The 24602-nt window shown below is 67.3% G+C and carries 19 protein-coding genes; 7 read left to right on the forward strand and 12 right to left on the reverse strand.

Annotation, left to right across the window (positions count from 1 at the left end; all coding sequences use genetic code 11):
* The first annotated feature begins 446 nt into the window (after positions 1–446).
* Positions 447–929: a hypothetical protein gene (locus AC1DBX_RS08465; protein WP_476931530.1), complete on the forward strand. Its 483-nt coding sequence runs from the start codon at positions 447–449 to the stop codon at positions 927–929.
* Positions 930–1166: 237 nt separating this feature from the next.
* Here the strand turns inward: AC1DBX_RS08465 and AC1DBX_RS08470 are convergent, their stop codons facing one another.
* Positions 1167–1619, reverse strand: a complete 453-nt coding sequence (locus AC1DBX_RS08470) for a transposase (protein ID WP_476931531.1) — start codon at positions 1617–1619, stop codon at positions 1167–1169.
* A gap of 398 nt (positions 1620–2017) precedes the next feature.
* Here AC1DBX_RS08470 and AC1DBX_RS08475 point away from each other — a divergent pair, with 398 nt between their 5' ends.
* The 3 genes from AC1DBX_RS08475 (at position 2018) to AC1DBX_RS08485 (ending at position 6656) form a co-directional block, all read left to right on the forward strand.
* Complete coding sequence (locus AC1DBX_RS08475; protein ID WP_011776355.1) at positions 2018–2305, forward strand: HU family DNA-binding protein; 288 nt, start codon at positions 2018–2020, stop codon at positions 2303–2305.
* 221 nt (positions 2306–2526) lie between these two features.
* A complete protein-coding gene (locus AC1DBX_RS08480) occupies positions 2527–4701 on the forward strand; it encodes a bifunctional copper resistance protein CopD/cytochrome c oxidase assembly protein (protein WP_476860381.1) in 2175 nt (724 codons plus the stop codon).
* Complete coding sequence (locus AC1DBX_RS08485) at positions 4698–6656, forward strand: NHL domain-containing thioredoxin family protein (protein ID WP_476931532.1); 1959 nt, start codon at positions 4698–4700, stop codon at positions 6654–6656. Before AC1DBX_RS08480 ends, AC1DBX_RS08485 begins: the two co-directional genes overlap by 4 nt.
* A gap of 106 nt (positions 6657–6762) precedes the next feature.
* Here AC1DBX_RS08485 and AC1DBX_RS08490 read toward each other — a convergent pair whose 3' ends face one another.
* The 4 genes from AC1DBX_RS08490 to AC1DBX_RS08505 all read right to left on the reverse strand — a co-directional run bounded on the left by AC1DBX_RS08490 (position 6763) and on the right by AC1DBX_RS08505 (position 11332).
* Complete coding sequence (locus AC1DBX_RS08490) at positions 6763–7755, reverse strand: hypothetical protein (RefSeq protein WP_476857287.1); 993 nt, start codon at positions 7753–7755, stop codon at positions 6763–6765.
* Positions 7756–7889: 134 nt separating this feature from the next.
* Positions 7890–9638 (reverse strand): helicase HerA-like domain-containing protein, encoded by a 1749-nt coding sequence (locus AC1DBX_RS08495; protein WP_476871780.1) that lies wholly within the window; start codon positions 9636–9638, stop codon positions 7890–7892.
* Positions 9639–9687: 49 nt separating this feature from the next.
* Positions 9688–10392 (reverse strand): type 1 glutamine amidotransferase domain-containing protein, encoded by a 705-nt coding sequence (locus AC1DBX_RS08500; RefSeq protein ID WP_476931533.1) that lies wholly within the window; start codon positions 10390–10392, stop codon positions 9688–9690.
* 70 nt (positions 10393–10462) lie between these two features.
* Positions 10463–11332 (reverse strand): aldo/keto reductase, encoded by an 870-nt coding sequence (locus tag AC1DBX_RS08505; RefSeq protein ID WP_476931534.1) that lies wholly within the window; start codon positions 11330–11332, stop codon positions 10463–10465.
* Between the two features lie 178 nt (positions 11333–11510).
* Between AC1DBX_RS08505 and AC1DBX_RS08510 the strand changes: the two genes are divergently transcribed.
* On the forward strand, positions 11511–12311 hold the full coding sequence (locus AC1DBX_RS08510) for a glycoside hydrolase family 25 domain-containing protein (RefSeq protein WP_476931535.1): 801 nt from the start codon (positions 11511–11513) through the stop codon (positions 12309–12311).
* Positions 12312–12444: 133 nt separating this feature from the next.
* Positions 12445–13434, forward strand: coding sequence for an LLM class flavin-dependent oxidoreductase (locus AC1DBX_RS08515; RefSeq protein ID WP_028278201.1), 990 nt, complete (start codon positions 12445–12447; stop codon positions 13432–13434).
* Positions 13435–13453: 19 nt separating this feature from the next.
* On the opposite strand, the gene galK is transcribed toward AC1DBX_RS08515, so the two are convergent.
* From galK to AC1DBX_RS08550, 7 genes are all read right to left on the reverse strand, one after another.
* Complete coding sequence (gene galK, locus AC1DBX_RS08520) at positions 13454–14692, reverse strand: galactokinase (protein ID WP_476857292.1); 1239 nt, start codon at positions 14690–14692, stop codon at positions 13454–13456.
* Positions 14689–15870, reverse strand: a complete 1182-nt coding sequence (galT, locus tag AC1DBX_RS08525) for a galactose-1-phosphate uridylyltransferase (RefSeq protein ID WP_476850788.1) — start codon at positions 15868–15870, stop codon at positions 14689–14691. The genes galK and galT overlap by 4 nt, the downstream gene beginning before the upstream one ends.
* A gap of 1 nt (position 15871) precedes the next feature.
* Positions 15872–18097 carry an alpha-galactosidase gene (locus AC1DBX_RS08530; RefSeq protein ID WP_476931615.1) on the reverse strand — a complete coding sequence of 742 codons (2226 nt, stop codon included), beginning with the start codon at positions 18095–18097 and terminating at the stop codon, positions 15872–15874.
* A 104-nt stretch (positions 18098–18201) separates the two neighbouring features.
* Positions 18202–19020 carry a DeoR/GlpR family DNA-binding transcription regulator gene (locus tag AC1DBX_RS08535; RefSeq protein WP_079550600.1) on the reverse strand — a complete coding sequence of 273 codons (819 nt, stop codon included), beginning with the start codon at positions 19018–19020 and terminating at the stop codon, positions 18202–18204.
* Positions 19021–19029: 9 nt separating this feature from the next.
* The gene (locus tag AC1DBX_RS08540; protein WP_476931536.1) at positions 19030–21150 is read right to left on the reverse strand and encodes a beta-galactosidase; all 2121 of its coding nucleotides are present in this window, start codon (positions 21148–21150) and stop codon (positions 19030–19032) included.
* A gap of 2 nt (positions 21151–21152) precedes the next feature.
* Positions 21153–22121, reverse strand: a complete 969-nt coding sequence (locus tag AC1DBX_RS08545) for a carbohydrate ABC transporter permease (protein WP_243180492.1) — start codon at positions 22119–22121, stop codon at positions 21153–21155.
* Entirely contained in the window at positions 22118–23068 is a 951-nt protein-coding gene (locus AC1DBX_RS08550) for a carbohydrate ABC transporter permease (RefSeq protein ID WP_028278192.1), read from the reverse strand. Before AC1DBX_RS08550 ends, AC1DBX_RS08545 begins: the two co-directional genes overlap by 4 nt.
* Positions 23069–23084: 16 nt before the next feature.
* On the opposite strand from AC1DBX_RS08550, the gene AC1DBX_RS08555 reads away from it, so the two are divergent.
* Positions 23085–24419: a hypothetical protein gene (locus tag AC1DBX_RS08555; RefSeq protein WP_476931537.1), complete on the forward strand. Its 1335-nt coding sequence runs from the start codon at positions 23085–23087 to the stop codon at positions 24417–24419.
* Positions 24420–24602: the final 183 nt, after the last annotated feature.

Consider the following 24602-nt stretch of genomic DNA (forward strand, 5'->3'; position numbering starts at 1 on the left):
CCGGACCAGCGCCCGTCCGCAAACCAGACATGTCAGAGATATACAAGCACCCCAGCCACCCTAAGCTTTCAAAGCTTAGCTACCCCTGATTTGCCCCGCCGTCACTGGGAAGCAGGACCAATCCATACACACGTTTTGTCCTATAACCCCCGGCTGCCCCCAAACCGGTCCGGTACACGGCCTGCCATAACAGCGGCCCCAGGGCCCGCTACGAGCGCCCCACATCCCCGGGCAGCCGGCAGGGCATCCAAGGCCGGTGCCGGCGTCGACCCGCCAAGGCATCCCCTCACTGCCCGCCAGGATGCTTCTAAATTCGTCAAGCCGGGTTCTGATGGCGCAGCCAGCGCAGCGAAAGGACAAACCAGCTCCTTGGAACTGGCCCCCTACATATTAAGTTCCTGGCGTTGTGCAAGTATTAGTCCACTGACCTTGGGGGGTGTCCGGTGATGATCACAGGCAAGTTCAAGTACGCCGCTACTACCACAACGCTGGGGCTGATCTGCGTCCTAACAGCCTGTGGCATGGAGGCGCAGCAGTCCTCGAATGCCCGGTCTTCGCAGTCCCCGCAGCATACGGAATTCGGCTCTATCGAGGAAGCCCGCCGAGCCGTTGCCGATGTCATTGGCTGCGAGGAAGCGCCCAAAACGGCCCCCATCATCAATCCGGAGCTGGCCGGTTACACGGCCGAATACGCCGTCTGTTCAAAACGTGTACAGGTCGAGTGGTTCAAGACCGAAGAGGCCCGAAATGCTGAGCAGCAGCTGTATGCGGACAGCACCCAGCCTTTAGCCATCGTGGAGGGTAAAAACTGGATGGTCGTGGACATGTCCGAGGCACTTCAGGAGTCTCCGAGCGGTATGGACTTGAAGGGCCTGGCGCAAGAGCTCGGCGGCCAGTTCAAATCCTTGAATGGTGCCAAGCAGTCTTAGAACACCAAGAGTTAGGCCTCATCAGTACGTGGGTGCAGGGTGAGCGTGGTTGAGAGCGCGGTAGATCTGGCGAGTGATGTATCTCTTGAGGCTACGAATGATCTCCTTCTTGGTTCGTCCTTGGCTTGTTCGTTTGGCGACATAGTTCTGGGTGCTTTGGTCACGCTTCATTCTGATGAGGGCGATGGTGTAAATCGCTTTGCTGAGTTGGCGGTCCCCACCTCGGTTCGAGCGGCATCAGGTGCTACTGCCCGATGACGCCGGGACCGGGCAGGTGCCGGCCAGGGCTGCGAACGCCGCTTCGGAGCGAATCCTCCCGGTGTGTGACCATGCGGTCAGGATGATTGCGGCAAGCACGGGTCCAATGCCGTAGATACCCAAAAGAGCCGGGTGCACTTGCTGCACAAGGGACTCGAGTTCGTCGTGGTTCCTGGCCATTTGCTCCTGCAGTATCAGGATCTGCTTCGCGAGCCGCGTTGCTTCGCAGCGGCAGGTTTGAACTCCGAATTCCTCGTCCCGTTCCCTCCAAGCTGCGATGGTGTTGATCTGTGTGACGGTCAAGGGCTTACGGGCGTCGACGCCGAGGTCGACGACGCGGAGGAGTGCGGTGAGAGCATTAATGGCTGCGGTCCGTTCCCTGGCGAACCGATACCGGACCCGGCTAGGGCGGACATATCCAAGCAAGCGCACTTCGGGAGATTCCCCTCGGAGGCAATACCATGGGTGAGCCACGCCCAAGCCAGGCCACAGCACCAGACTGCCGGCCACTCACAGAGCAGCCGGGTAAAGACTTACAGACCATGGGACGGGTCAGCAGCGGGCAGCGCCCGGGGTGGCTACCTGGCGGCACAAAGTACGCCGGCGGGGACCGCGGCGGAACTCGGTGAAACGGCGCCGACGAGGGGGCTTCCGCTCTCGGCGCAATTTGACGGCGATCGGCGCCCGATTCCAGTGATTTTCCCCAAAAAAGGCCGAAAACACGCGGAATTTGCCACCTCTGAGGCGCCAAGCTGGTAAGTTTTCGAACAGTGGTTTGTACGCATGCCGTGTGCAGGCTCCAAAAATCGTGACCGTCCAGGAGGACATAAATGGCTAAGAACCGTAGTGAACTTGTTGCAGAGGTAGCAGGCAAGGCCGGCACCAGCCAGGCAGCAGTCAACTCCGTGCTCGACGCACTGTTCGAGGTCTTCGAGACCTCCGTCGCCGCGGGCGAGAAGATCACCATCCCGGGCTGGCTCGCCGTAGAGCGCACCGACCGTGCAGCTCGCACCGGCCGCAACCCGCAGACCGGCGAGACCATCCAGATTGCCGCTGGCCACAGCGTCAAGCTGACCGCCGGCTCCAAGCTGAAGGCTGCAGTCGCCAAGAAGAAGTAGTCTTCTTCGCAGGCTTGAAAGGAGCGGCAACCCTCGGGTTGCCGCTCCTTTTGCGTCCCCGGCCAGTCCCTAACCCGGTCCCTAATCGGTCTTAGCCCGGCCGGGCGGCCTTCCCGACCAATCCGCAGTCCTTTGAGGGCCGGGCCGGCTGGGCGGATCCCCAGAGGCCCAGCCGCCGGCGCCGATTCGCTGAGCTAGGCGGCGTAGCGGACAATGGAGGTGTGCCTTCCGCAGTAAATCCCACGCCCACAACCGCAGCGCCCGTTCCCCCCGGGGACGCACGCGGCCCTGGCTCCGGTCCCGCCGGGATTGCCCGGCCTTGGCTGATCGCAGGCCTTGGCGCGTTGTTTATTGGCCTGGTAGCGGCACTTATCTTCTCCGGCGCAGCAGCCGCCCGCGAGGTCTCAGATCCCGGGGCGCTGGTGCGCTGGGGGCTTCCGGTGAGCAAAGCGATCCACAACGTCGCTGTCGCCACCGTGATCGGCGGCCTCATCTTCGCCGTCGGCATCCTGCCGCGAAACAGGAACGGCTCCCGGTCCAAGGAGCAGGACGCCCCGGAACATCCGGCCTTCACCCGGGCGCTGGCCGTGGCAGCGGCCGCCGGCGCCGTCTGGACGCTGTCCGCGATCACCGTGCTGGTCCTGGGCTACGCGGACATTGCGGGGCAGGGCATCTCCGGGGATCCGGAATTCACCCGCTCCCTCGTTTACTTCATGACGGACATCGAAACCGGACGCGCGTGGCTGGCTGTCGTAATCATCGCCGCCGTCGTTACCACCGCCCTGTTCGGAGTGCGCTCCCGCGGCGGCCTGGCACTGACACTGGTCCTTTCGCTGATCGGTCTGGTTCCCGCTGCCCTGATCGGACACTCCTCCAGCTCCAGCGACCACGAGGGCGCCATCAACTCGCTCGGCCTGCACCTGGTCGGCGTATCGGCCTGGGTGGGCGGCATCATCATGCTCGCAGTCCTCTCCGGGGTCCTGGAGGGCACGGGCGCCGGCGGCCGCACCTCGGGGGCAGCGTCGGGGACTGCAGACATCACCGAGCCAACCCTGCGCCGGTTCTCATCCCTGGCCGGCTTTGCCTTCGCGCTGGTCTTCGCCTCAGGCGTGATCAACGCCAGCATCCGCCTCACCACATGGGCAGACCTCTTCGGCTCGGCCTACGGGCAACTGATCCTGGCCAAGACGGCAGCGGTCCTGGTGTTGGGCGGCATCGGGCTCATGCACCGCCGCTGGGTCATCCCGCAGCTGGGCAACCGCGCCATGGGCAGGTCCGCGCGCCGGGTGCTGTGGCAGTTGGTGATCGTGGAGCTGATCATCATGGGAGCGACGTCCGGGATCGCCGTCGCGCTGGGGCGTTCCGCCCCGCCGCAGCCCACCACTTTCGCCCCCGACGCTTCGCCTGCCTTCATCCTCTCGGGCTACGAGCTGCCGCCGGAACTGACCCCGGACCGATGGCTCACGGAGTGGCGGCTCGACTGGCTCTGGATCGCCGTCGTCGTATTTGGCCTGGTGTCCTACCTCCTCGGCGTACGAAGGGTGCTGAAGCGGGGCGACTCGTGGCCCTGGTTCCGGACGGTCAACTGGGTGATCGGACTCATGGTCCTCACCTACGTGACCTCGGGGCCGCCGTCGGTCTATGGCAGGGTGCTGTTTTCGGCGCACATGGTGGACCACATGGCCCTGACCATGGTGGCCCCCATCTTCCTGGTCCTCGGCGCCCCCGTGACGCTGGCACTGCGGGCGCTGACCCCCCGGCGCGACAGCTCCCGCGGCCCGCGCGAGTGGCTCATGATCTTCATCCACTCCAAGTTCTCGCAACTGGTGACCCACCCGCTGTTCGCGGCCGCCAACTTCGCCGGCTCGATCGTGCTTTTCTACTACTCGGACGCGTTCGGCTATGCGATGCGGGACCACGTGGGCCACGAACTCATGAACCTGCACTTCGCCCTCACCGGCTACATCTTCGTGCTCACCATGATCGGCACCGATCCGTTGCCGCGCCGCGCACCGTACCCCATGCGGCTGCTGCTCCTGTTGGCCACCATGGGCTTCCACGCGTTCTTCGGCGTCGCCATCATGGGCGGCACCGGACTGCTGGCCGCCGACTACTTCGGCAACCTGGGGCGGACCTGGGGCCCCGCGGCCCTGCTGGACCAGCAGATGGGCGGTGCCGTGGCGTGGGGGATCGGCGAAGTGCCAACCCTGCTGGTAGCGATCGGTGTCGCCGTGATGTGGTCCCGCTCCGACGCGCGCGAGTCCAAACGCACCGACCGGGCGGCGGACAGGAATAACGACGCCGATCTCACCGCTTACAACGATATGTTTGCCAAGCTGGCCGAGCGCGACGCCAGGCTTGCCGAACGCAATTCAAAGCTGGAAGGACGCTCATGACCGAAACCGTACGCACCCACCTCCGGGTCCGGGCCTCCGAACTGGTGGGCCGCAACTGGCTTAACACCGGTGGCAAGTCCCTGGACCTTGAATCCCTGCGCGGCAAGATCGTGCTGCTGGACTTCTGGACGTTCTGCTGCATCAACTGCCTGCACGTCCTGGACGAACTCCGCCCGCTCGAGCAGCAGTACTCGGATGTCCTCGTGACGGTCGGCGTGCATTCGCCCAAGTTCGAGCACGAGGCCGATCCCGTGGCGCTGGCGGCCGCCGTCGAACGCTACGAGATCCGCCACCCTGTCCTTGACGACCCCGAGCTGGACACCTGGAAGGCCTATACGGCCCGGGCCTGGCCGACCCTGGTGGTCATCGATCCCGAGGGCTACATCGTGGCGCACCTCTCCGGCGAGGGCCACGCGGACGGCCTCGCCGTGCTGATCCCCGAGCTGATCGCCGAACACGAAGCCAGGGGCACCCTGCACCGGGGCGACGGCCCCTATGTGGCGCCGGAACCGACGTCGGGAACACTGCGCTTCCCGGGCAAGGCCTTGTTCCTGCCCGCCGGCCGCGGCGTCGGAGGCGCCGGCGACGGCTCGTGGCTGGTGACCGACACCGGCCATCACCGGCTCGTGGAACTCTCTACCGACTTTCAGACCGTGCTGGCCACGTACGGCTCGGGCGAAAAGGGCCACGCCGACGGCAACGCCGCCACCGCCCGGTTCAACGAACCGCAGGGCCTGGTGCTGCTGCCTGAGGATGTCGCCGCGGACGTCGGTTACGACGTCGTCATTGCCGACTCCGTGAATCACCGGCTCCGCGGGCTGTCCCTCGCGGACGGCGCCGTCCGGACGCTGGCCGGCAACGGCGTGCAGCGGCTGCTGGAAACCGGCCCGGCCCGCGTGGACGAGGAAGGCGCCGCCTACGGTACCCGGCTCGAGGCGGACCCGCTCGCGGTGTCCCTGAGCTCGCCGTGGGACGTCGTCTGGTCCACCAAGCTCAACGCCGTGGTGGTCGCGATGGCGGGAGTGCACCAGATCTTCAGCTTCGACCCGACCTCCGGGGCCGTAAAGATCATCGCCGGCAACGGCCTCGAAGGGCTCCTGGACGGCCCGGCCGCTGAAGCCTGGTTCGCCCAGTCCTCCGGCCTCGCCGAAGACGCGGACGGCAACATCTGGGTGGCTGACTCCGAGACCTCCGCCCTGCGCAAACTCGTGATTGATGACGCGGGCAGCATCACCGTCGAGTCGGCGGTGGGCAAGGGCCTGTTCGACTTCGGCTTCCGCGACGGACCCGCCGCGGAGGCGCGGCTGCAGCACCCGCTCGGCGTCACGGTGCTCCCTGACGGTTCGGTGGCCATCGCGGACACGTACAACGGCGCAGTCCGCCGCTACGACCCCGCAACGGGCACGGTCTCCACGCTGGCCCGCGGACTGTCCGAGCCCTCGGATGTGATTGTGGACCACACCCAGGTCGCCGGATCCGAACCGTTGCTGGTGGTGGTCGAGGCCAACAAGCACCAGCTCGTGTACGTGCCCATCCCGAAGGAAGCCCAGCAGGTGGACGAGGGTGCGGCGCAGACCCACCGGCCCAAGAGCCCTGTGGCGCCTGGGCCGCTCGAACTGGCGGTCCGCTTCACGGCGCCCACCGGTCAGAAGCTGGACGACCGCTGGGGCGATCCCACCCAGTTGAAGATCTCGTCCACACCCCCCGAACTGCTGGTCTCCGGCGGCGGGACGTCCGTGGGGCTCCTGCGCACACTGGAGCTTTCCTCCGACGTCCCCGAGGGCGTCTTGCACATCACCGCCCGCGCGGCCGCGTGTGACGGGCCCGAAGACGCCGACGGCGAGATCCCGGACCATGCGGCCTGCCACCTCTACCAGCAGGACTGGGGAATCCCCGTGCTCCTGCAGGCCGACGGAGACACCGAGCTGGTCCTGGACCTGCGCGGAATGGACTGAGCCGCTGCGCCAAGGCTGAGCCGAAGGCTGCCGTCCGTGACCCTGAATCACGGACAGCAGCCTTTTGGCTTTCTTCGGGCCTCCGGCCGCGGAGCCCCGGCGGGTACTAGTAGTCCAGCTGCGGCGTGAGCTTGACGGTGTCGCCGTCGATGTCCAGACGGGTCGTGAAGCTGAAATCGTGGACGGAGTCGATGTCGGACACGGCGCCCGAGAACAGATCCTGTTGGCGGGCCTTGATCCGGGCCTTGCCGTCGAGGGGCGCCACCACCCAGCGGCCGCCGAACGGCTCGATGCTGACGCTCGGGTAGTCCGTGATGCTCCAGTCGATGGTCCCGTCCATCACGCGGTTGTTGGTGGCGTGGTAGAACGGGCAGTTGGGCTGCAGCTTCTGCTGCTTGTCGGCCTCGTCCGCGCAGGAGTCCAGGAACTCCTTGACCTTGCCGCTCACGGCCTCCTTCAGGGCGCCCGTGGCCTCGGTCAGCAGGTTCAGCGGGGCCGGAGGCGCGTCCGCGGCCGACACGGTGGCGCGGGTGGCCGGGGCGGAGAAATACTGGCCGTTCAGGGTCGCCTCGTACTCGCCCGGGTAGAAGACTGCGAAGGAGTTGCGGCCGTTGGGCATGTTCACCGGCACGCCGTTGAGGGTGGCCTCGCTGGAGTTGACCACGGTGACGTCCAGGACGGGCAGCTCAGAGGGGACGAAAGACCATTTGTGGAAGAACAGCCACTCGGTGCCGGAGCGCTCCAACAGGAACTCGGTCCGCAACTTGTTGCCGTCGACTGTGTACTCCATGGGCACCATGACCTGATTGGCACCGCGCTCTTCCGCGGCGCCAAGCTTGACGTCGGAGACGCGTGCCGCCGCGGTTTGTAGGGCCGTGCCGTCGAGCATCGCCGGGTTGCTTTGTGGCACGGAGGCGCGCAACAGGCCCAGCGCCTTTTCGCCATCGCCCTTTTGCAGGGCACTCAAATATTCGCGGACTGGCTGCTGGGGCCCGGCAATGGAGTCGTTCACCAGGTTGATCGACACGATGGCCCCGGCAACGGCAAGCATCAGTCCCAGCAGCCACACTGCTGCGATTTTGACCAACGCCTGACTCATCTGCACCATTCTTACGTTACCTGTACCCCACAGGAATCCCGGTGTCACAGTCCGCATCTGTGACGCGGAGCATGGCTGAAGGCCGCCCGGCCCACGGGCAGGGAACGTTCGGTTGGATGCCGCCGCGGTGATCCCTAGCGGCGGCGGCGTTTGGAGGAAGTGCCGAAGACGCCGCGGAGCAGTTCCCTGCCAAGCTGGGTCCCCAGCGAGCGGGCCATGCTCTGAAGGCCACCGCCCAGGGCCCCTGCGAGTTCGCCGCCAATGCCCCCGCCACCGCCGGCCGGCGGCTGCGCCGGCCGGGGGGCACGCCGCTCGGCCACGTTGTCATCGTCGGGCATCCTGGGCGCCGGCGCGGGGCGGCTGCTGGGGCGGCCAAGGATTTCCTCCTCGATCCGCCGGGCTTCGGCGTCGATGGCGCGGGGGTCCAAACCGCCGCCCTGGGCGGATTCCTGGCTGCCGCCGTCCCGGGCGCCGCCGTGGTGTGCGGTCCCGGCCGCCGGCCCGGTGGGGGCAGCGCCTGTGCGGTCACCGCCTTCGGCGGCGATCTTCTCGTACGCCGAGATGTTGTCGACGGCGGTGCCGTACTTGGGCAGCAGGGCGGAAGCGGCGACGGTGCTGGAGATCAGCTCGTCGGTGCTGGGACCCATCACGGACTCCGGGGCGCGGAGCCGGGTCAGCGCCACCGGGGTCGGCGCGCCCTTCTCATTCAGGACTGTGATGACGGCCTCGCCGATGCCGGCGGTAGTGAGGGTCTCCTCGAGGTCGTAGTCGCTGGTCGGGAAGGTGGAGACGGTGGCCCTGAGGGCCTTGGCGTCCTCCGGGGTATAGGCGCGGAGGGCGTGCTGCACGCGGTTTGCCAGCTGGCCGAGGACGTCCGCGGGGACGTCCTTGGGGGTCTGCGTCACGAAGAAAATTCCGACACCTTTGGACCTGATGAGCCGGACGGTGGTGGTGATCGCATCAAGGAAGGCTTTCGAGGCGCCGTTGAACAGCAAGTGGGCCTCATCGAGGAAGAAGACGAGCTTGGGCTTGTCGAGGTCCCCGGCCTCGGGCAGGTCCTCGAAGAGGTCGGCCAGCAGCCACATGAGGAACGTCGAGAAGAGCATGGGCTTGGTCTGCAGCGTCGGAAGCTCCAGGCAGCTCACCACACCACGGCCGTCCGGCGCGGTACGCAGCAGTTCGGCGGTGTCGAACTCGGGTTCGCCGAAGAACTTCTCCATACCCTGCGCCTCGAGCGTGATCAGTTCGCGCAGGATCACGCCGGCGGTTGCCTTGGAGAGGCCGCCGAGTTCTTCAAGTTCGTCCTTGCCCTCGGCCGAGGTCAGGAATTGGATCACGGCCCGCAGGTCCTTGAGGTCGATCAGCTCCAGGTCTTTCTTGTCCGCGAAATGGAAGACGAGCTGCAGGCTGGATTCCTGGGTCTCGTTCAGGTCCATGATGCGGGAGAGCAGGATGGGGCCGAAGGAGGTGATGGTGGCGCGGACCGGTATGCCCTTGCCGTCGCCGCCGAGGGCCAGGAACTCCACCGGAAAAGTCTTGCCCGACCAGGCCTGGCCGATGCTCTCCGTGCGGGCCAGGAGTTTTTCGGTGCCCGTGGCGGCGGTGGCCAGGCCCGAGAGGTCGCCCTTGATGTCGGCCAGGAACACGGGCACGCCGGCGGTGGAAAGCTGTTCGGCCATCATGTGCAGCGTGACGGTCTTGCCCGTGCCTGTCGCCCCGGCCACGAGGCCGTGCCGGTTCATCATCGCGAGCGGCAGCCGGACGGAGGCTTCCTTGTGGAGTTCGCCGTCGACGATCGCCGCGCCGAGCTCGATCGTCGGGCCGTCCAAAGTGTAGCCCTGGACGATCGTGGCGACTTTGTCTGCAGTGGATTTGATGGCCATGCGGTTAGCTTAGCCGGGTCCGGGGTTCCCGGACCCGGCTAGGAGTGGCTTATTCGGCGAGGGCCTTGAGGACCTCCTTGGCCACGTCCTCGCTGGACTGCGGGTTCTGCCCGGTGATGAGGTTTCCGTCCCGCACAACGTGAGACGTCCAGGCCGCGCCGTTCTCCACTACCGCGCCCTTCTCCTTCAGGACGTCCTCCACGAACCACGGTGTATTGGGTCCCGTGCCGCCACCCAGCTCCTCCTCATTGGTGAAGACGGTGAGGCGGCGTCCGGCGAAGGTGAACGCGCCGTCGTCGTCCGTGGCGCTCAACAGCCCGGCCGGACCGTGGCAGAACGGCGCGATGATCTTGCCGGCCGTGTTGACGGCCGTCAGCAGGCGGCCAAGGTCGGCATCCTGGTACAGGTCGGCCATCGGCCCGTGGCCGCCCGGCATCACGACGGCGTCGTAGGCGGAGGCGTCGACGTCGGCCAGCACCAGCGGGTTGGACAGTTCGGCGTCGAGGGAATCGATGTAGCGGCGGAAGCTATCCGCACGGTCCTGCCCACCGGCAGACTCGGCCGCGAGGCTCACCTCATCCACCGTCGGCTTCTTGCCGCCAGGAGCGGCGATGTGCACGGTGTGGCCCGCGTCGAGAAGGGTCCGGTGGGAGACGACGAGCTCCTCGGCCCAGTACCCGGTGGGGTGTTCGCTGCCGTCGCGCATCGTCAGGGAATCTGCTGCCGAGACAACCATCAGAATATTTTTAGCCATGGTGCTGCTCCTGTTCTGCCGGCAGGGCCGGCGGACGGTGGATAAGGTGAAATATGGGAAGCGGCGCGGTTCAGCGGGTCGCTTCGAGTTCCGCATAGGTGGCGTCGTCGAGGACGACGCCGACGGCGGCCAGGTTCTCTTCAAGATGCTTGACGGAGCCGGTGCCGGGGATCGGCATCATGACGGGGGACCGGCGCAGAAGCCAGGCCAGCGCCACCTGGGAAGTCGTGGCGCCCAGCCGCTTCGCCGCCTCGTCGAGCGGTCCGCCCGGCCGGGCCAGCTCGCCAGCGGAGATCGGCGCCCACGGAATGAAGCCGATGCCGTTCTCCTCGGCGTACTCGAGGACGTCCTCGGAGCTGCGGTCGGTGAGGTTGTAGCGGTTCTGCACCGTGGAGACGGTGAAGTACTTCCCGGCTTCCTCCAGGTCCTCGACGCTGACCTGGGAGAGGCCGAGTGCCTTGACCTTGCCTTCCTTTTGCAGATCGCGAAGCACGGTGAACTGCTCGTCGCGGTCCACCTTGGGGTCGATCCGGTGCAGCTGCAGGAGGTCGAGGGAGTCGACCTTGAGTTTGCGCAGGCTCAGTTCCGTCTGCTGGCGCAGGTATTCGGGCCGGCCGACCGGAACCCAGACGTCGGGGCCGGTGCGGGTGAACCCCACCTTGGTGGCGATCTTGAGGCCGTCCCGGTAGGGATGCAGCGCCTCGGCGAGGATTTCCTCGCTGATGTTGGGGCCGTAAGAGTCTGCGGTGTCAATGAAGTCGACGCCGAGCTCCACGGCGCGGCGCACGACGGCGACCGCGGCGGCGCGGTCTGCCGGCTCGCCCCAGACGCCGTCGCCGACGATCCGCATGGCGCCAAAGCCCAGCCGGTGGACGGTTCCCAGATCCTTGAGGGCGATCGTGGCGGATTTTTCCGGATGCTGTGAATTGTCGTGGCTCATAGGAAAGTGAACATCCTCAGTCTGCTGACTATTCCAAGGCTCCCTAACGGGGCGTCCCCGCCCGTCGATGCGGGGGCGCCTGCAGGCGTGCGTTCCGGGCATTCCGGCGGCAAAACCTGCGCCGTGGCGGAATTACGCCACCGATTAGCGTTTCTGCGATTTTGCCTTAGACTGTGGCATGCCCAACTCGTTCCCGCGCATCGTGCTGGCCTTTGCCGTGACCCTCGGCCTTGTAATGCTGGGCGGAAGCCCCGCTTCGGCCACTACGGCCAGTACCTCGCGATCCGGAATCGATGTGTCCTGGCCGCAATGCGGGAAGACCCTCCCAAAGCAGCCGGCCTTCGCGATCGTCGGCGTCAACCATGGCCTGGCCAACAACACGAACCCGTGCCTGGCAAGCCAGCTGGCCTGGGCCAAGACCGCAAAGTCCCCGGCAGCGACGGCGCAGCCGAGGGTGGCGCTGTACGTCAACACGGCCAACCCCGCCCGGCAGGGGTCCTGGTGGCCCACGTTGAACACCTACAACGGGGTGAAGGTCACAAACCCCTACGGCAACTGCGCCTTGGGGTCGCTCAAAGCCTGCTCCTATATGTATGGGTGGGCCAAGGCGTCCGACGACGCCAAGCGCCGCGGGGTCAGCAACCCGCAGTCCTACCTCTGGTGGCTGGATGTGGAAACGGAAAACACCTGGCAGACAGACAAAGCCGCCAACGTCGCCGTCCTGGAAGGCATGGCCGCCTACTTCAAGAAGATCGGCGCCCGCGTGGGCCTCTACTCCACCGCCTACCAGTGGGGGGAGATCGCCGGAACCGTGAAGTTCGCCAGCCCGCTGGCAGGTCTGCCGAGCTGGCTCGCTGGAGCGGGATCGGCGGCCGGGGCCAAGGCGAACTGCGCCCGCCCCGGACTCACCCCGAACAGCCGCGTCTCGATGACGCAGTACATCTCCGGGGGCCTTGACTACAACTACTCGTGCCACTGAGCCGCCTGCAGAAATATCCCGGGGGCCGCCGTCGTTGACCCCAGTGTGCCCGCGCCGGAAACCCGGTGCCACCCAGGACCGCAGTCCCAACTCCGGCCCGCACACTGCTCCGCTACGAAAGGCCGGCTTTTCCGTGACTGTTCCGCTTTCCATTCTTGATCTCGCAACCATCGGCCCGGGCCAGACGGCGGCGGAAAGCTTCGCCGGCAGCGTGGCCATGGCGCAGCTCGCCGAGGACCGGGGTTACCGGCGGATCTGGTACGCCGAGCACCACAACATGTCCGCGATCGCCTCGTCCGCCACGAGTGTGCTGATCGCCCACGTCGCGGCCCACACCTCCAGCATCCGGCTCGGCGCCGGCGGCGTGATGCTGCCCAACCACTCGCCGCTGACCATCGCCGAACAGTTCGGCACGCTTGAGACCCTGCACCCGGGCAGGATCGACCTCGGCCTGGGCCGGGCGCCGGGCAGCGACCAGAACACCATGCGCGCCCTGCGCCGCGATCCGATGTCGGCAGACAGCTTCCCGCAGGACGTCCTGGAGCTCCAGGGCTACCTGAGCGGCCCCACCCGCATCCAGGGCGTGGAGGCCACCCCGGGCAAGGGCACCAACGTGCCGCTGTACATCCTGGGGTCCTCCCTGTTCGGCGCCAGGCTGGCCGCCCAGCTGGGCCTGCCCTATGCGTTCGCCTCGCACTTCGCGCCCAACGCGCTGCAGGATGCGGTGGCGGTCTACCGCCGCGAATTCCGGCCCTCCGCGCAGCTCGAGGCCCCGCACGTGATCGCCGGAGTCAATGTCATTGCCGCCGATTCCGCCGCTGAGGCGCAGGCGATGTTCCAGGCCACCAAGCGGGCCAGGGTTTCCTTGTTCTTCGGCAATGGCCGTGTGTTCAGCGACGACGAGGCGGATATGATCCTGGACTCGCCCCAGGGCCAGCAGATGGCGCAGATGATGAAGTACTCCGCGGTGGGCACCCCCGAGGCCGTCCTGGCGTACCTCGAGGAGTTCACGGCGCACGCCGACGCCGACGAACTGATCGTGGCGCACCAGAGCACCGGGACCGAACCCCGGCTCCGTTCTGTGGAACTTCTGGCCGACGCCGCCCGCCTCGTGCGGGCATAACGACCTGGGGCCTTCCGGGCTACAGTTCCCGGCGGGCGCCCTCGGACGCGGTGACGGGGAAGATGTGCGGGGCCGCGTATCCGGCCCGGGCGAAGTCGCGGGCAACGCCCGCGGCCACCGTTGCGGCGCCGTCGTTGCGGACCAGAGCAATGGCTGCGCCACCGAAACCGCCGCCGGTCATGCGCGCGCCGATGGCGCCCAATCCCTGCGCGCTGGCCACGGCGAGGTCGAGCTCAGGGGTGGAGATCTCGAAGTCGTCGCGCATGGACTCGTGCGATTCGTTGAGGAACGGCCCGATCGCGGCGGGACCGGAGGTCCGCAGTGCCGTCACGGTGTCGAGCACCCGCTGGTTTTCCGTGATGATGTGCCGGACCCGGCGGTAGGTCTGTCCGTCGAGCTGTGCCGCGGCGCGGGGAAGATCGTCCGGGCCCAGCGCCCGCAGGCTGCCGACGCCCAGGCGGCGGGCGCCGTCCTCGCAGGAACGGCGGCGGCTGGCGTAGCCGCCGTCGGCATGGGAATGGCTGGTGCGGGTGTCGATCACGAGCAGCCCCACCCCGGCACCGGCGAAGCCGAGGGCAACCGGCTCGGTCGACAGGTTCTGGCAATCGAGCAGGATGCCATGATCGGGCTCGCCAAGGAGCGAGGCCGACTGGTCCATGATGCCGGTGGGCGCGCCGACCACCCGATTCTCGGCCAGCTGGCCGATCCGTGCCAGTTCAGGCCTGCCCAGCCCCAAGTCCCAGAGATCGTTCAGGGCCAGGGCCACCGCGCATTCGATTGCGGCGGAGGAGGACAACCCGGCGCCGGCCGGGACATCCGAGGTCAGCGCCAGGTCCAGGCCGGACATCCGGGACGGGACGCCGGAACCGGCTGCTGAACCGGACGCGACGCCGGAACCGGCTGCTGAACCGGACGCGACGTCGGAACCGGCGCCGGCTGCTGCCGCCCGGGACATCGCCCAGGCCACGCCGAGGGGGTACGCGGCCCAGCCGGTGAGGCTATCCGGGTCCAGGCGGTCGAGGCTTACCTCTATGACGCCGGGGAAAGAGCTGCTGGTGACCCGGAGCAGACGGTCTGCGCGGACGCGGGCCGCCACCGTGGTGCGCTTGTCGATCGCGATCGGAAACGCGAAGCCCTCGTTGTAATCCGTGTGCTCACCGATCAGGTTGACCCGCCCGGGCGCCGACCACAAGCCGTCCGGCGCGCCCCCAAACTCGCTGGAAAAGTACCCACTTTCCCGTTCAAGGACCTCGTTCATGGCTGGGCTGCTTCCTGTTCTGTTGCTGGGAGTTCTGTGCGGAATGGCTCGAGCCCTGGTGTACGCGGTGGCGGCGATGCTGCCTCCATGGCGTCCCGGAGCCGGGCGGCGGCCGTTTCCGGCGGGATGTCCGCGATGAATGCCCCCATCGCGGCTTCCGACCCTGCCAGGTACTTGAGCTTGTCCTCCTCCCGGCGGGGCGAGGTCAGTTGCAGCATGAGCCGGATGTCGTCCCGGTGGGCGTGGACGGGAGCCTGGTGCCACGCCGAAATGTACGGCGTGGGGCTGTCGTAGAGGGCATCGACGCCACGCAGGAGCTGGCGGTACAGCAGGGAGAACTCATCGCGTTCCTCGTCGGTCGTGGCGGCGAGGTCCGGGACGTGCCGGTGCGGGAGGATATGCACTTCCAGCGGCCAGCGCGCGGCAAACGGGACAAACGCCGTCCAGTGCTCGCCCTGGAGCAGCACCCGCTCGGATTTCTGCTCGAAGCTGAGGATGTCCTCGAACAGCGCGCCGCCGTAACTTTCGATCGTGCGGACCAGCTGGGCCGTGCGCGGCGTGATGTACGGGTAGGCGTAGATCTGTCCGTGCGGGTGGTGCAGCGTCACGCCGATCGCTTCGCCGCGGTTCTCGAACGGAAAGACCTGTTCGACGCCGGGCAGCGCGGACAGCGCGGCCGTCCGGTCCGCCCAGGCTTCCACGACCGTGCGCATCCGGGACAGGGGCAGGCCCGCCAGGGAGCCGGTGTGTTCCGGGGAGAAGCACACCACTTCGCACCGGCCCACGGACTGCCGGCTGCGCCCCAGCCCCACCCGGGCGAGGTCATCCAGGCCTTCCGGCGCGGCGGCCCCCGCCAGGTCCGGCCCGAAGGAGGGGGACTTGTTTTCGAAGACGGCGACGTCGTAGAGGCTCGGAATCTCCGAGGGATTCTCCGGCGACGCCGGGGCCAGCGGGTCCAAGTGCGAGGGCGGCAGGACCACCCGGTTCTGCCGGGCGGCCGCGATCGAGATCCACTCCCCGGTCAGGGCGTCCTGGCGCATGGTGGCCGTGGGCGGCCGGACCGCCGGCGCGCGGAGATCCTCGCCCCGGTGCGGGGGCAGGGCGGTATCGGCATCATCGAAGTAGATGATGTCCCGGCCGTCGGAGAGCTTGTGGGAGCGTTTCGTAATCTGGCCCATGCTAGGGGTTCCTCACGGGGTGTGCGCTGTTAGCGGCTGGATAGGCGGCCGGAGCGGCGGCGGTGGCGCGGCGGACTGCCAGGAGCAGCCCGTGTTCCGGGTTCAGGACCGGCATTGGGAGCCCGGATTCGGCCAGGAAGCGTCCCGAGGCCTCGACGCCGCCCGCAAGCCACGCCGGTGGCGCCGCCTGCAGGAACGCCCGCCGGTCCCCGGCCGCCGGGTAGACCGCTTCCACCCGGTACGCGGTGTCCGGGAGCAGCCCGGGCAGGCAGACCTTCCCCGGGACTTCGGCGAACGGCGTCGCCACCGAGACCAGGGCGTAGAGGGCCTCGCCGCCGTCGTGGGACACGACCCCGTGCAGCCGGAGGGCCGGATCGGGCTCATCGGCCCGCACCATGCGCCCGCTGTGCAGGAGCGGCCGGTACTGCTTGAACAGTGCGATGGCTCGGGCAAGCTCGGTACGTTCGGCATCGTCGAGGCGCCGGACATCCCATTCGAGGCCGAAGTGGCCGAACATCGCCGTGATCGCCCGGAAGGAGAGATCGTGCGTTCGCGCCGTGGTGTGGCTCGTGGTGGGGCCAATGTGCGATCCGACGAGCTCCGGCGGCACCACCACGCCGGTCCAGCGCTGGATGGTCTGCCGTTCCAGGGCATCGTTGCAGTCCGAGGCCCAGATCCGGTCGGTGCGCTCCAGGATGCCGAGATCCACGCGGGCCCCGCCGGAGGAGCAGCTTTCAATCTCGACGCCGGGGTGGGCCTTGCGGAGCTCGTCCAGGAGCCGGTAGACGGCCTGAGTCTGGGCGTGCACGGACGGCCGGCCGGCGTGGCCCATCTCGGCCAGGTCCCGGTTCTGGTCCCATTTGAGGTAACTGATCCGGTATTCGCTCAACAGGGCATCGAGCCTGTCGAAGATGTATTGCCAGGCCGCCGGATTGACCAGGTCAAGGACCTGCTGGTGCCGCCATTGCACGGGCAGCCGGCCAGTCAGCCGGCCGGCCGGGCCGGCGATCCAGTCCGGGTGGGCGCGGGCCAGGTCCGAGTCTTCGTTGACCATTTCGGGTTCGACCCAGAGCCCGAATTCCATGCCGTGGCCGGTAACGGCGTCGATCAGCGGAGTCAGGCCTTCGGGCCACAGGTCCTCGTCGACGTACCAGTCGCCGAGGCCGGCGTGATCGTCGCGGCGGCCGCGGAACCAGCCGTCGTCGAGGACGAAGCGTTCCACGCCGAGACCGGCGGCCGCTTCGGCGAGTTCGAGCAGCGGCTCGAGGCGGTGATCGAAGTAGACCGCTTCCCAGACGTTGAGCACCACGGGACGGGCTTTGCCGGACCGCACGCCGGGGTGGTGCGGGCGCCCGCGGAACCAGCTGTAGAAGGCATCGCTGATGCCGTCCAGGCCCGCGGCGGAGTAGGCAGCGTACAGCCACGGGGTCTCGTAGCTGGCGTTCGCTTCCACGCTGATCTCGCCGGCGCCGAGCAGTTCCGAGGCGCCCAGGACGGTCCGGCCGTCCGCGGCGGCGTCAACGAAGCTCTCGTGGTTGCCGCTCCAGCCCAGATGCACGGCCCAGACCTGCCCGTGGCGGTTCCCGAATCCGGGGGTTCCGGCCGCGAGCAGGAGCGAGGCGTCGTGGCCGGTCCGGCCGTGCCGGCCCGAGCGGACCCATGTGCCTTGGCGCAGCGGCAGGCGCTGGGGGTGGGACTCCCGGCACCAGCGGCCGGTCAGGTCCAGGATTTCTGTGGCGGCGCGGCCCACGGGCAGCACGGCGGCGAGTTCGTCGAGGCTGTACGGACCGGCGCCGTCGTTGTCGAGCCGGTGCCGGAGCTGGAGCAGGCCGCCGTCGTTGATCCTGATCTCCGTGCGGACGCTGACACCGGCCTCGGGGTCGGCCTGGGTGATGACGGCCGAGCAGTCCGCCCCGCGGGACCGCTCGCCGCTGGACAGCTCAGCACTGGAACGTTCAACACTGACAACACGCAGACGGGCCGAGAACGCCTGGCCGTTCCGGTGGCCGCGGAGGCCGGGGCGCCCGCGCCAGCCGGAGGACGCCTGCGGGATCAGTCCCAGCGTCACCGGGACGTCGAGGGCCGAGTGCGGCACGGCCTGGCCCAACAGCGAAAGATCCGGCAGGGCCGGGCCGAGGTCGGCGCCGAAGTGCAGCATGGCGGCCTCGCCCGTGCTGAAGTCGATCAGCAGGGACGTTCCGGAGCGGCGCAGGTACAAGGGCTCCACCGGCGGGACGCCCACGGGGGAGCGGGTCTCGGCGGCAAGGGTGAGGTCCGGGTTGTTCACGGCAGCTCCAGGCGTAGTGGTTTGGGTGGGCGGGGGCCGAGCGGTCAGCCTGTGGCTGCTGCGGGGCTGGCTGCGCTGATGCTCCGGGCGTCGCCGGTATGGGCCAGGCGGAGCCGGCCGACGCGCTCGCCGAGGATGCGCCGGGCCTCGCTGCCCAGAAGGTCATCGCTGATGAGTTCGTCAGCGTCCTCCAGGCCTGCGATCGTGCTGATGCCGAGGGTGCCCCACTTGGTGTGGTCCGCCAGCACCACCACCCGCCGGGCCGCGGTGACGAAGGCCCGGTCGGTTTCGGCCTCGAGCACGTTGGGGGTGGTGAACCCTGCGTCGGCGTCGACACCGTGGACGCCGAGGAACAATACGTCCAGGTGCAGCTGTTTGAGCGAGGAAGTGGCCAGCGGGCCGACGAGGGCGTCCGAGGGTGTGCGCTCGCCGCCGGTCAGGATCACGGTGGACGGGGAGGCGCTCTGGTGGAAGACGTCCGCGATCCGCACCGAGTTGGTGACCACCGTGATCCGAGGGCCGGCGGACAGCAGCTGGGCCAGCGCCCACGTGGTGGTGCCGGCGCTGAGCCCCACCGCCATGCCCTCGCGCACCTGCGCGGCCGCCTCCTGCGCAATCGCCATCTTCTCGTCCTTGAGCTGGGTCACCTTCAGCTCGAAGCCTGGCTCGTGGGTGCCGGCGCCGCCGGGCAACTTGGCCCCGCCGTGGATCTTCTCCACGGCGCCTGCCGCGTCGAGGGCCTCGATGTCCCGCCGCACGGTCATCAGCGAGACGCCGAGCATCTTGGCGAGGTCCGCGACACGGACGATCCGCTCACGCTGGACCTCCGCGAGGATGGCGGAATGGCGGGCTGCGGCTAGCATGTGGAGTCCTTACAGGTTTGAGTGGCTTGACTGGTTTGAGTGGCTGGCGGAGGTGCCGACCAATCGGGCGGCAGCCGAACGGACGACGGCGGCACCGCCGGCCGCGAGGCCGAGTCCGCCGTCGAGTTCGGCGCCGGTGAGCAGGTCCACGCCTTCCAGCGGCAGCCGGACGTCGTGGGTGCCGTGGTTGATGCAGAACGTCCAGTCCGTCCCGTCCTTGCTGCGCCGGACCACTTCGACGTCGGCCGGCAGGTCCGGGACGAGCGGCTGCACCCTGGCATCGGCGCAGACGACGGCGAGCAATTCGCCCAGGCCCTCCGGCGCGAGTGACGTGGCGACATAGTAGGAGCGGCCGCTTCCGGCACGGTTACGGGTCACGGCGGGAGAACCGGCGGCCGGTCCCTCTTCCACGGCCGCGAGGACCTCGGCGGTGGTGGCATGCCCCAATTCGTTCCAGCAGCTACCCGCCCCGAAGCTGCTGAGCCGGATGCTTTCGCCGCCGCGCAGCGGGAAAAACTCTTCCATCTTCACGCCCAGCAGTCCGCTGAACGCGCCGGGGTAGCTGCCAAGCCTGATGTGGTCATTTTCGTCCACGATACCGGAGAAATAGGTCACCACGAGGTGGCCGCCGGAGCGCACGTACGCGTCCAGATTCGCGGCCTCGGCATCGCTCACGAGGTACTGCATCGGCGCGACGACGAGCCGGTAGCCGGATAGGTCATCGGTGCCCTGGCGGAAGTCGGTGGGGATGCCGGCGCGGTAGAAGGCATCGTGCCAGCGCCGGGTTTCGGCGATGTTGGAGGCGTCCACGCTCGGGTGCGAGTCCAGTTCCGAGGCCCAGCGGGCGTCAGTGTCGTGGAGGATCGCGACGTCCACCCGGCCGGACGCGCCCGTAACCACCGAGCCGCTGACTTCGGCCAGGCTGCGCAGCGCCTGGCCGAGCTGGACCACTTCGCGCCAAACCTTCGTGTCCGTGCCGGCGTGCGGCAGCAGTCCGGAATGGAACTTTTCGGCGCCGGCCCGCGAGGCCCGCCACTGGAAGAAGAGCGCACCGTCGGCGCCGCGGGCAACATGCTGCAGGGAGTTGCGCAGCATCTCGCCGGGCGCTTTGGCGATGTTGCGCGGCTGCCAGTTCACGGCAGAGGTCGAATGCTCCATGAGCAGCCACGGCTTGCCCTTGGCCCAGCCGCGGGTGAGGTCTGCGGTTGCCGCCAGTTCCTGGAAGTTCCGCGGATCCTCGGCAATCAGGTAGTGGTCGTTGGAGACCACATCCATCTCCTCGGACCAGCGCCAGTAGTCCACGGGCTGGTGCAGGCCCATGTTGAACCCCATGAAGTTGGTGGTCACGGGATGTCCCGAGTGCGTGCGGATGATCGCGGCCTCGGCCTTGTAGCATTCGAGCAGCTCATCGGAGGAGTAGCGGGCGAAGTCCAGCTGCTGGGTCGGGTTCACCCAGGTCCCGGAGGTGCGCGGCGGCAGGATCTGCTCCCAGGCCGAGTAGCGCTGGGACCAGAAGGCGGTGCCCCACGCGGCATTGAGGGCCTCCAGGCTGCCGTACCGGCGTTCGAGCCAGCGCCGGAAACCCGCGGCGGCACCGTCCGAGAAATCAGGCTGGTTGTGGCAGCCGTACTCGTTGTGGACATGCCACATCACGATGGCGGGGTGGTCCTTGTACCGGGTGGCGATCTGCTCGGTCAGGGCCGCGGCGGCCCGGCGGTATTCGGCACTCGACGCCGCGAAGGCCTGCCGGGAACCGTAGCTGTGCCGCACGCCGTCGGCTGTCACGGGCAGGGAGTCGGGGTACTTGTGGCTGAACCAGGGCGGCGGCGACGCCGTGGCGTTCGCCAGGTCCACCCGGATGCCGTTGGCGTGCAGCAGGTCCAGGACCCGGTCCAGCCAGCCGAACTCGTAGACGCCCTCGGACGGCTCAAGCAGGGACCAGCTGAAGATGCCCACGCTGACCAGGTTGACGCCGGCCTCGCGCATCAGCCGGACGTCCTCGTCCCAGGTCTCCTCGGGCCACTGCTCCGGGTTGTAGTCTCCGCCGAATGCCAGCATCGGGGAGCCTTCGGAGCCGAGGCGGGCGGTGATGTAGTCCATGGCGTTGTTGTGGTTGGAGCTGTTGTCCACGTTTATCCTTTGCTGGAGCCGAGGGTCAGGCCCGCCACGAAGTGGCGCTGCAGGAGCAGGTAGATGATCAGGGCCGGAACGGCCGTGATCATGGCGCCGGCGGCGATCAGGTTGTAGTTGGAGAGGAACTGGCCCTGGAGGTTGTTGATCGCGGTGGTGACCGGGAGCCGGTCTCCGCTTTGGATGAAGAGCAGGGGCCAGAAGAAGTCGTTGTAAATGAAGATCACCTCGAGCGTGCCCATGGCGGCCAGGGCCGGGCGGCACAGCGGCAGGATGATGTCCCAGTACTGGCGCCAGACGCCGGCACCGTCAACCAGGGCCGCCTCGGTCAGCTCGGGGGACAGGGCCTTCATGTAGTTCGAGAGGACGAACGTCACGAAGCCGATCTGGAAGGCGGTGTCCACGGCGATCACGCTGATGTAGGTGTTGAGCAGGTTCCCGGAATCGCTGACGGCGTAGGGAAGCTCGAAGTGCTTGAACATTTCAAAGAGCGGCGCCGCGAGCACCTGCGGCGGCAGCAGGTTTCCGGCGGTGAACATGATCAGCAGGGTGATGTTGAACTTCCAGCTCACCCGGCTCACGGCGAACGCCATCATGGAGGCGAAGAAGAGGATCAGGAACACCGAGGGGACCGTGATGAGCACGGAGTTCCAGAACAGCTGGGAAAAGCCGCCCTGTGTCCAGGCCTGGGCGAAGTTGTCGAAGTTGAAGGCGCCGCCGGTGCTGAAGTAGCCGTATTTGTCGGTGTCGGCTTTGGGCCGCAGGGCAGTGAAAATGGCCCAGGCCAGGGGTACGAGCCAGATCGCCGCCATGACGATGAGGAAGACGTGGGTGCCGTAGTGCTTCTTGCCCTGCTTGTTGTTGGCCGGCCTGCCGGGGCGGGGGCCGGTCCTGCCTGGGCCGGAGCTGCGCTGCCGGGCGTCTGCCGGGCTGCCGGCCGCGGCGGCATCGGTTGGATGGGCGATGCTCATGCCTCTTTGTCCTTTCCGAATGCGCGGGAGAGGTAAAACGTGATGGGGATCAGCGAGATGACGAGCAGGATGACGGCCAACGCCGAGCCGATGCCGATCACCTGCCCTTCGCCCACCAGGTTCTGTATGACCAGGGCGCTGATCAGTTCCAGCCCGTTGGTGCCGCGGTTGATCACGTAGACGATGTCGAACGCCCGGAGGGATTCGATGACGGTGATGACGATGATGATGACGTTCACCGGGCGCATGGCCGGGAAGACCACCTGGAAGAAGGTCTGGACCGCGTTGGCGCCGTCGATCTGGGCCGCCTCGCGCAGGGTCGGATCCACGCCCTTGAGCCCGGCCAGGTACAGGATCATGACGTAGCCGGCGTGCCGCCAGGTGGCGGCGAAGAGGGCTGCCCAGATGTTGACGCTGGAATCCCCGAACCAGTCGACGGCCTGGGGCGTGCCGGCGGTGCCAAGCAGGAAGTTCAGGAGGCCGCTGTCCCGGTTGTAGAACAGCTGCCAGATGATCCCGATCAGGGCCAGGGAGAGCATCACCGGGGCGAAGAAGATGCTCTGGTAGATCCGCGTGCCGCGGATGTTCTGGTCCAGGAGCACGGCCAGGAGCAGCCCCAGCGGGGTGGCGACGAGTGCCAGGAACGCCAGCCACAGCACGTTGTGCTGCATGGCCGGCCAAAACGGCGGGTAATCCTGGGCGATGAACTGGTAGTTCTCGACGCCGGCGGGCTTGATGTCGGTCAGCTCCAGCCCGTTCCAGCGGGTGAAGGACAGTCCGACCGACATGAGGGTGGGGATCCAGACCAGTACGAGCTGGATCAGCGTGGGGATGCCCACCATCAAGCCGAGCACCACTTTGTCGCGGCCGGACAGCCGCCGAACCCGCCGCGCGGGGGCTGCGGCTGCTTTGCGCCCCCGCGCCGACGGGTTGGTAGAGACACTCATGGAGATTCCTTGCCTTGTGAAATTCAGAGCGAAATGCAGAGGAAAGAGCCGTGCTGACCGCGCGGTCACCCGCGCGGTGGAGCGCCGGGATCATCACGTTGTTGGCCATGGCGGGCAGGGCATCGCGGTCGAAGAACTGGCTGATGTTCTTGGCGCCGCTGATGGCCTCGGCCAGCTTCTTGTTCAGCGGAGTGAACTTGGAGGTATCGGCGCCCTTGGCGGTGGCGATGTTGGACGAGTCGACCGAGGCGTACACATCCTGTCCTTCCGGGGTGCCGACGTAGGCCAGGAAGTCCCGGGCGGCCTGGTTCTGGCCGCCCTTCTTGGAGAGCAGCAGGCCGTCGATGGGTGCCTCGATGGCGTCCCGGCCTTCCACCGCGACCTCGGGGAACGGGAAGAAGTCGATGTCGTCGGCGATTGCCTTGTCCGTGAACTGCTGGGTGAGGAAGGAGCCGAGCAGGTACATGCCGGATTTCTTGTCCGCGAGGGACTTCGCCGAGTCCTGCCAGGTCATGCCCAGGGCGTTCGGGTTCTGGAACGGGAGCAGGGCCTTCCAGGTGTCGAAGACGTCGCTGACCTTCTTCTGGTCCCAGCTTTCCCGGTGCGCGGTGAGGTCCATGTGGAACTGGTAGCCGTTCAGGCGCATGTTCAGGTAGTCGAACGTGCCCATGGCGGGCCAGCCGTCCTTGTCCGCGAATTCAATCGGGATCAGGCCGTCGGCCTTCATCTTGGTGGCGAGGGTCTTCAGCTCATCGAACGTCGTGGGGACGGTGTACCCCTTTTCCGTCCAGAGGCTCTTGCGGTAGAAGAAGCCCCAGGGGTAGTTGTAGTTCGGGATCAGGTACATCTTGCCGTCGGCTCCGGTCGAGGCCTTTTTCAGGGCATCGGAGTAGTTTCCGCCGACCTTTTCCCAGACGTCATCGATCGGGGCGAGCAGCCCCTTGCCGGCGTAGTACTGCATGCGGTACCCGGCGAACCAGGTGAAAGAATCGTCGGGGCTGCCCTGGAGGTAGGTGTTGATCTTGTTCTGGAAGTCGTTGTGCGCCACCACGTTGGTGGTGACCGCGATGCCGGACTTCTTCTGGAAAGCGTCGGTCACCGCCTTGTAGGCAGCCTTGGGGACCTCGTCGGAGGACCCGGAACCGAACGTGGCCGTCTTGGCGCCGCCGCTGGCAGGTGCGCTGCCGCCCGTGCAGGCCGAGAGCAGGGGAATGCCGGCCATCGCGACCGCTCCGGCGCCGAAGGTCTTCAGCAGCGTCCTCCGGTCCCACCCGCCTCGGCTGGAGGCCCGGAGCAGTGCGTCTTCATGCATGGTCATAATTTCTCCTTTGAAGTAACGCGGGTGGAGTGAAGCAGCTCACATCATTAGCTATCATAATCGCACAATAAGGAACGTCAAGTAGCAAAAAAGAACATTTTGATGCGCATGGCCGGACTCGTCCGTTGACTTAGGGCGGGACCGCTCTTAGCGTTAAGCCCCTCAGGGTGCCGATGTGGTCCGCCGGTTGGCGGTGGCGCCCGGAACCGCGGATAC

This window comes from Arthrobacter sp. 10N44_2 (assembly GCF_056394385.1).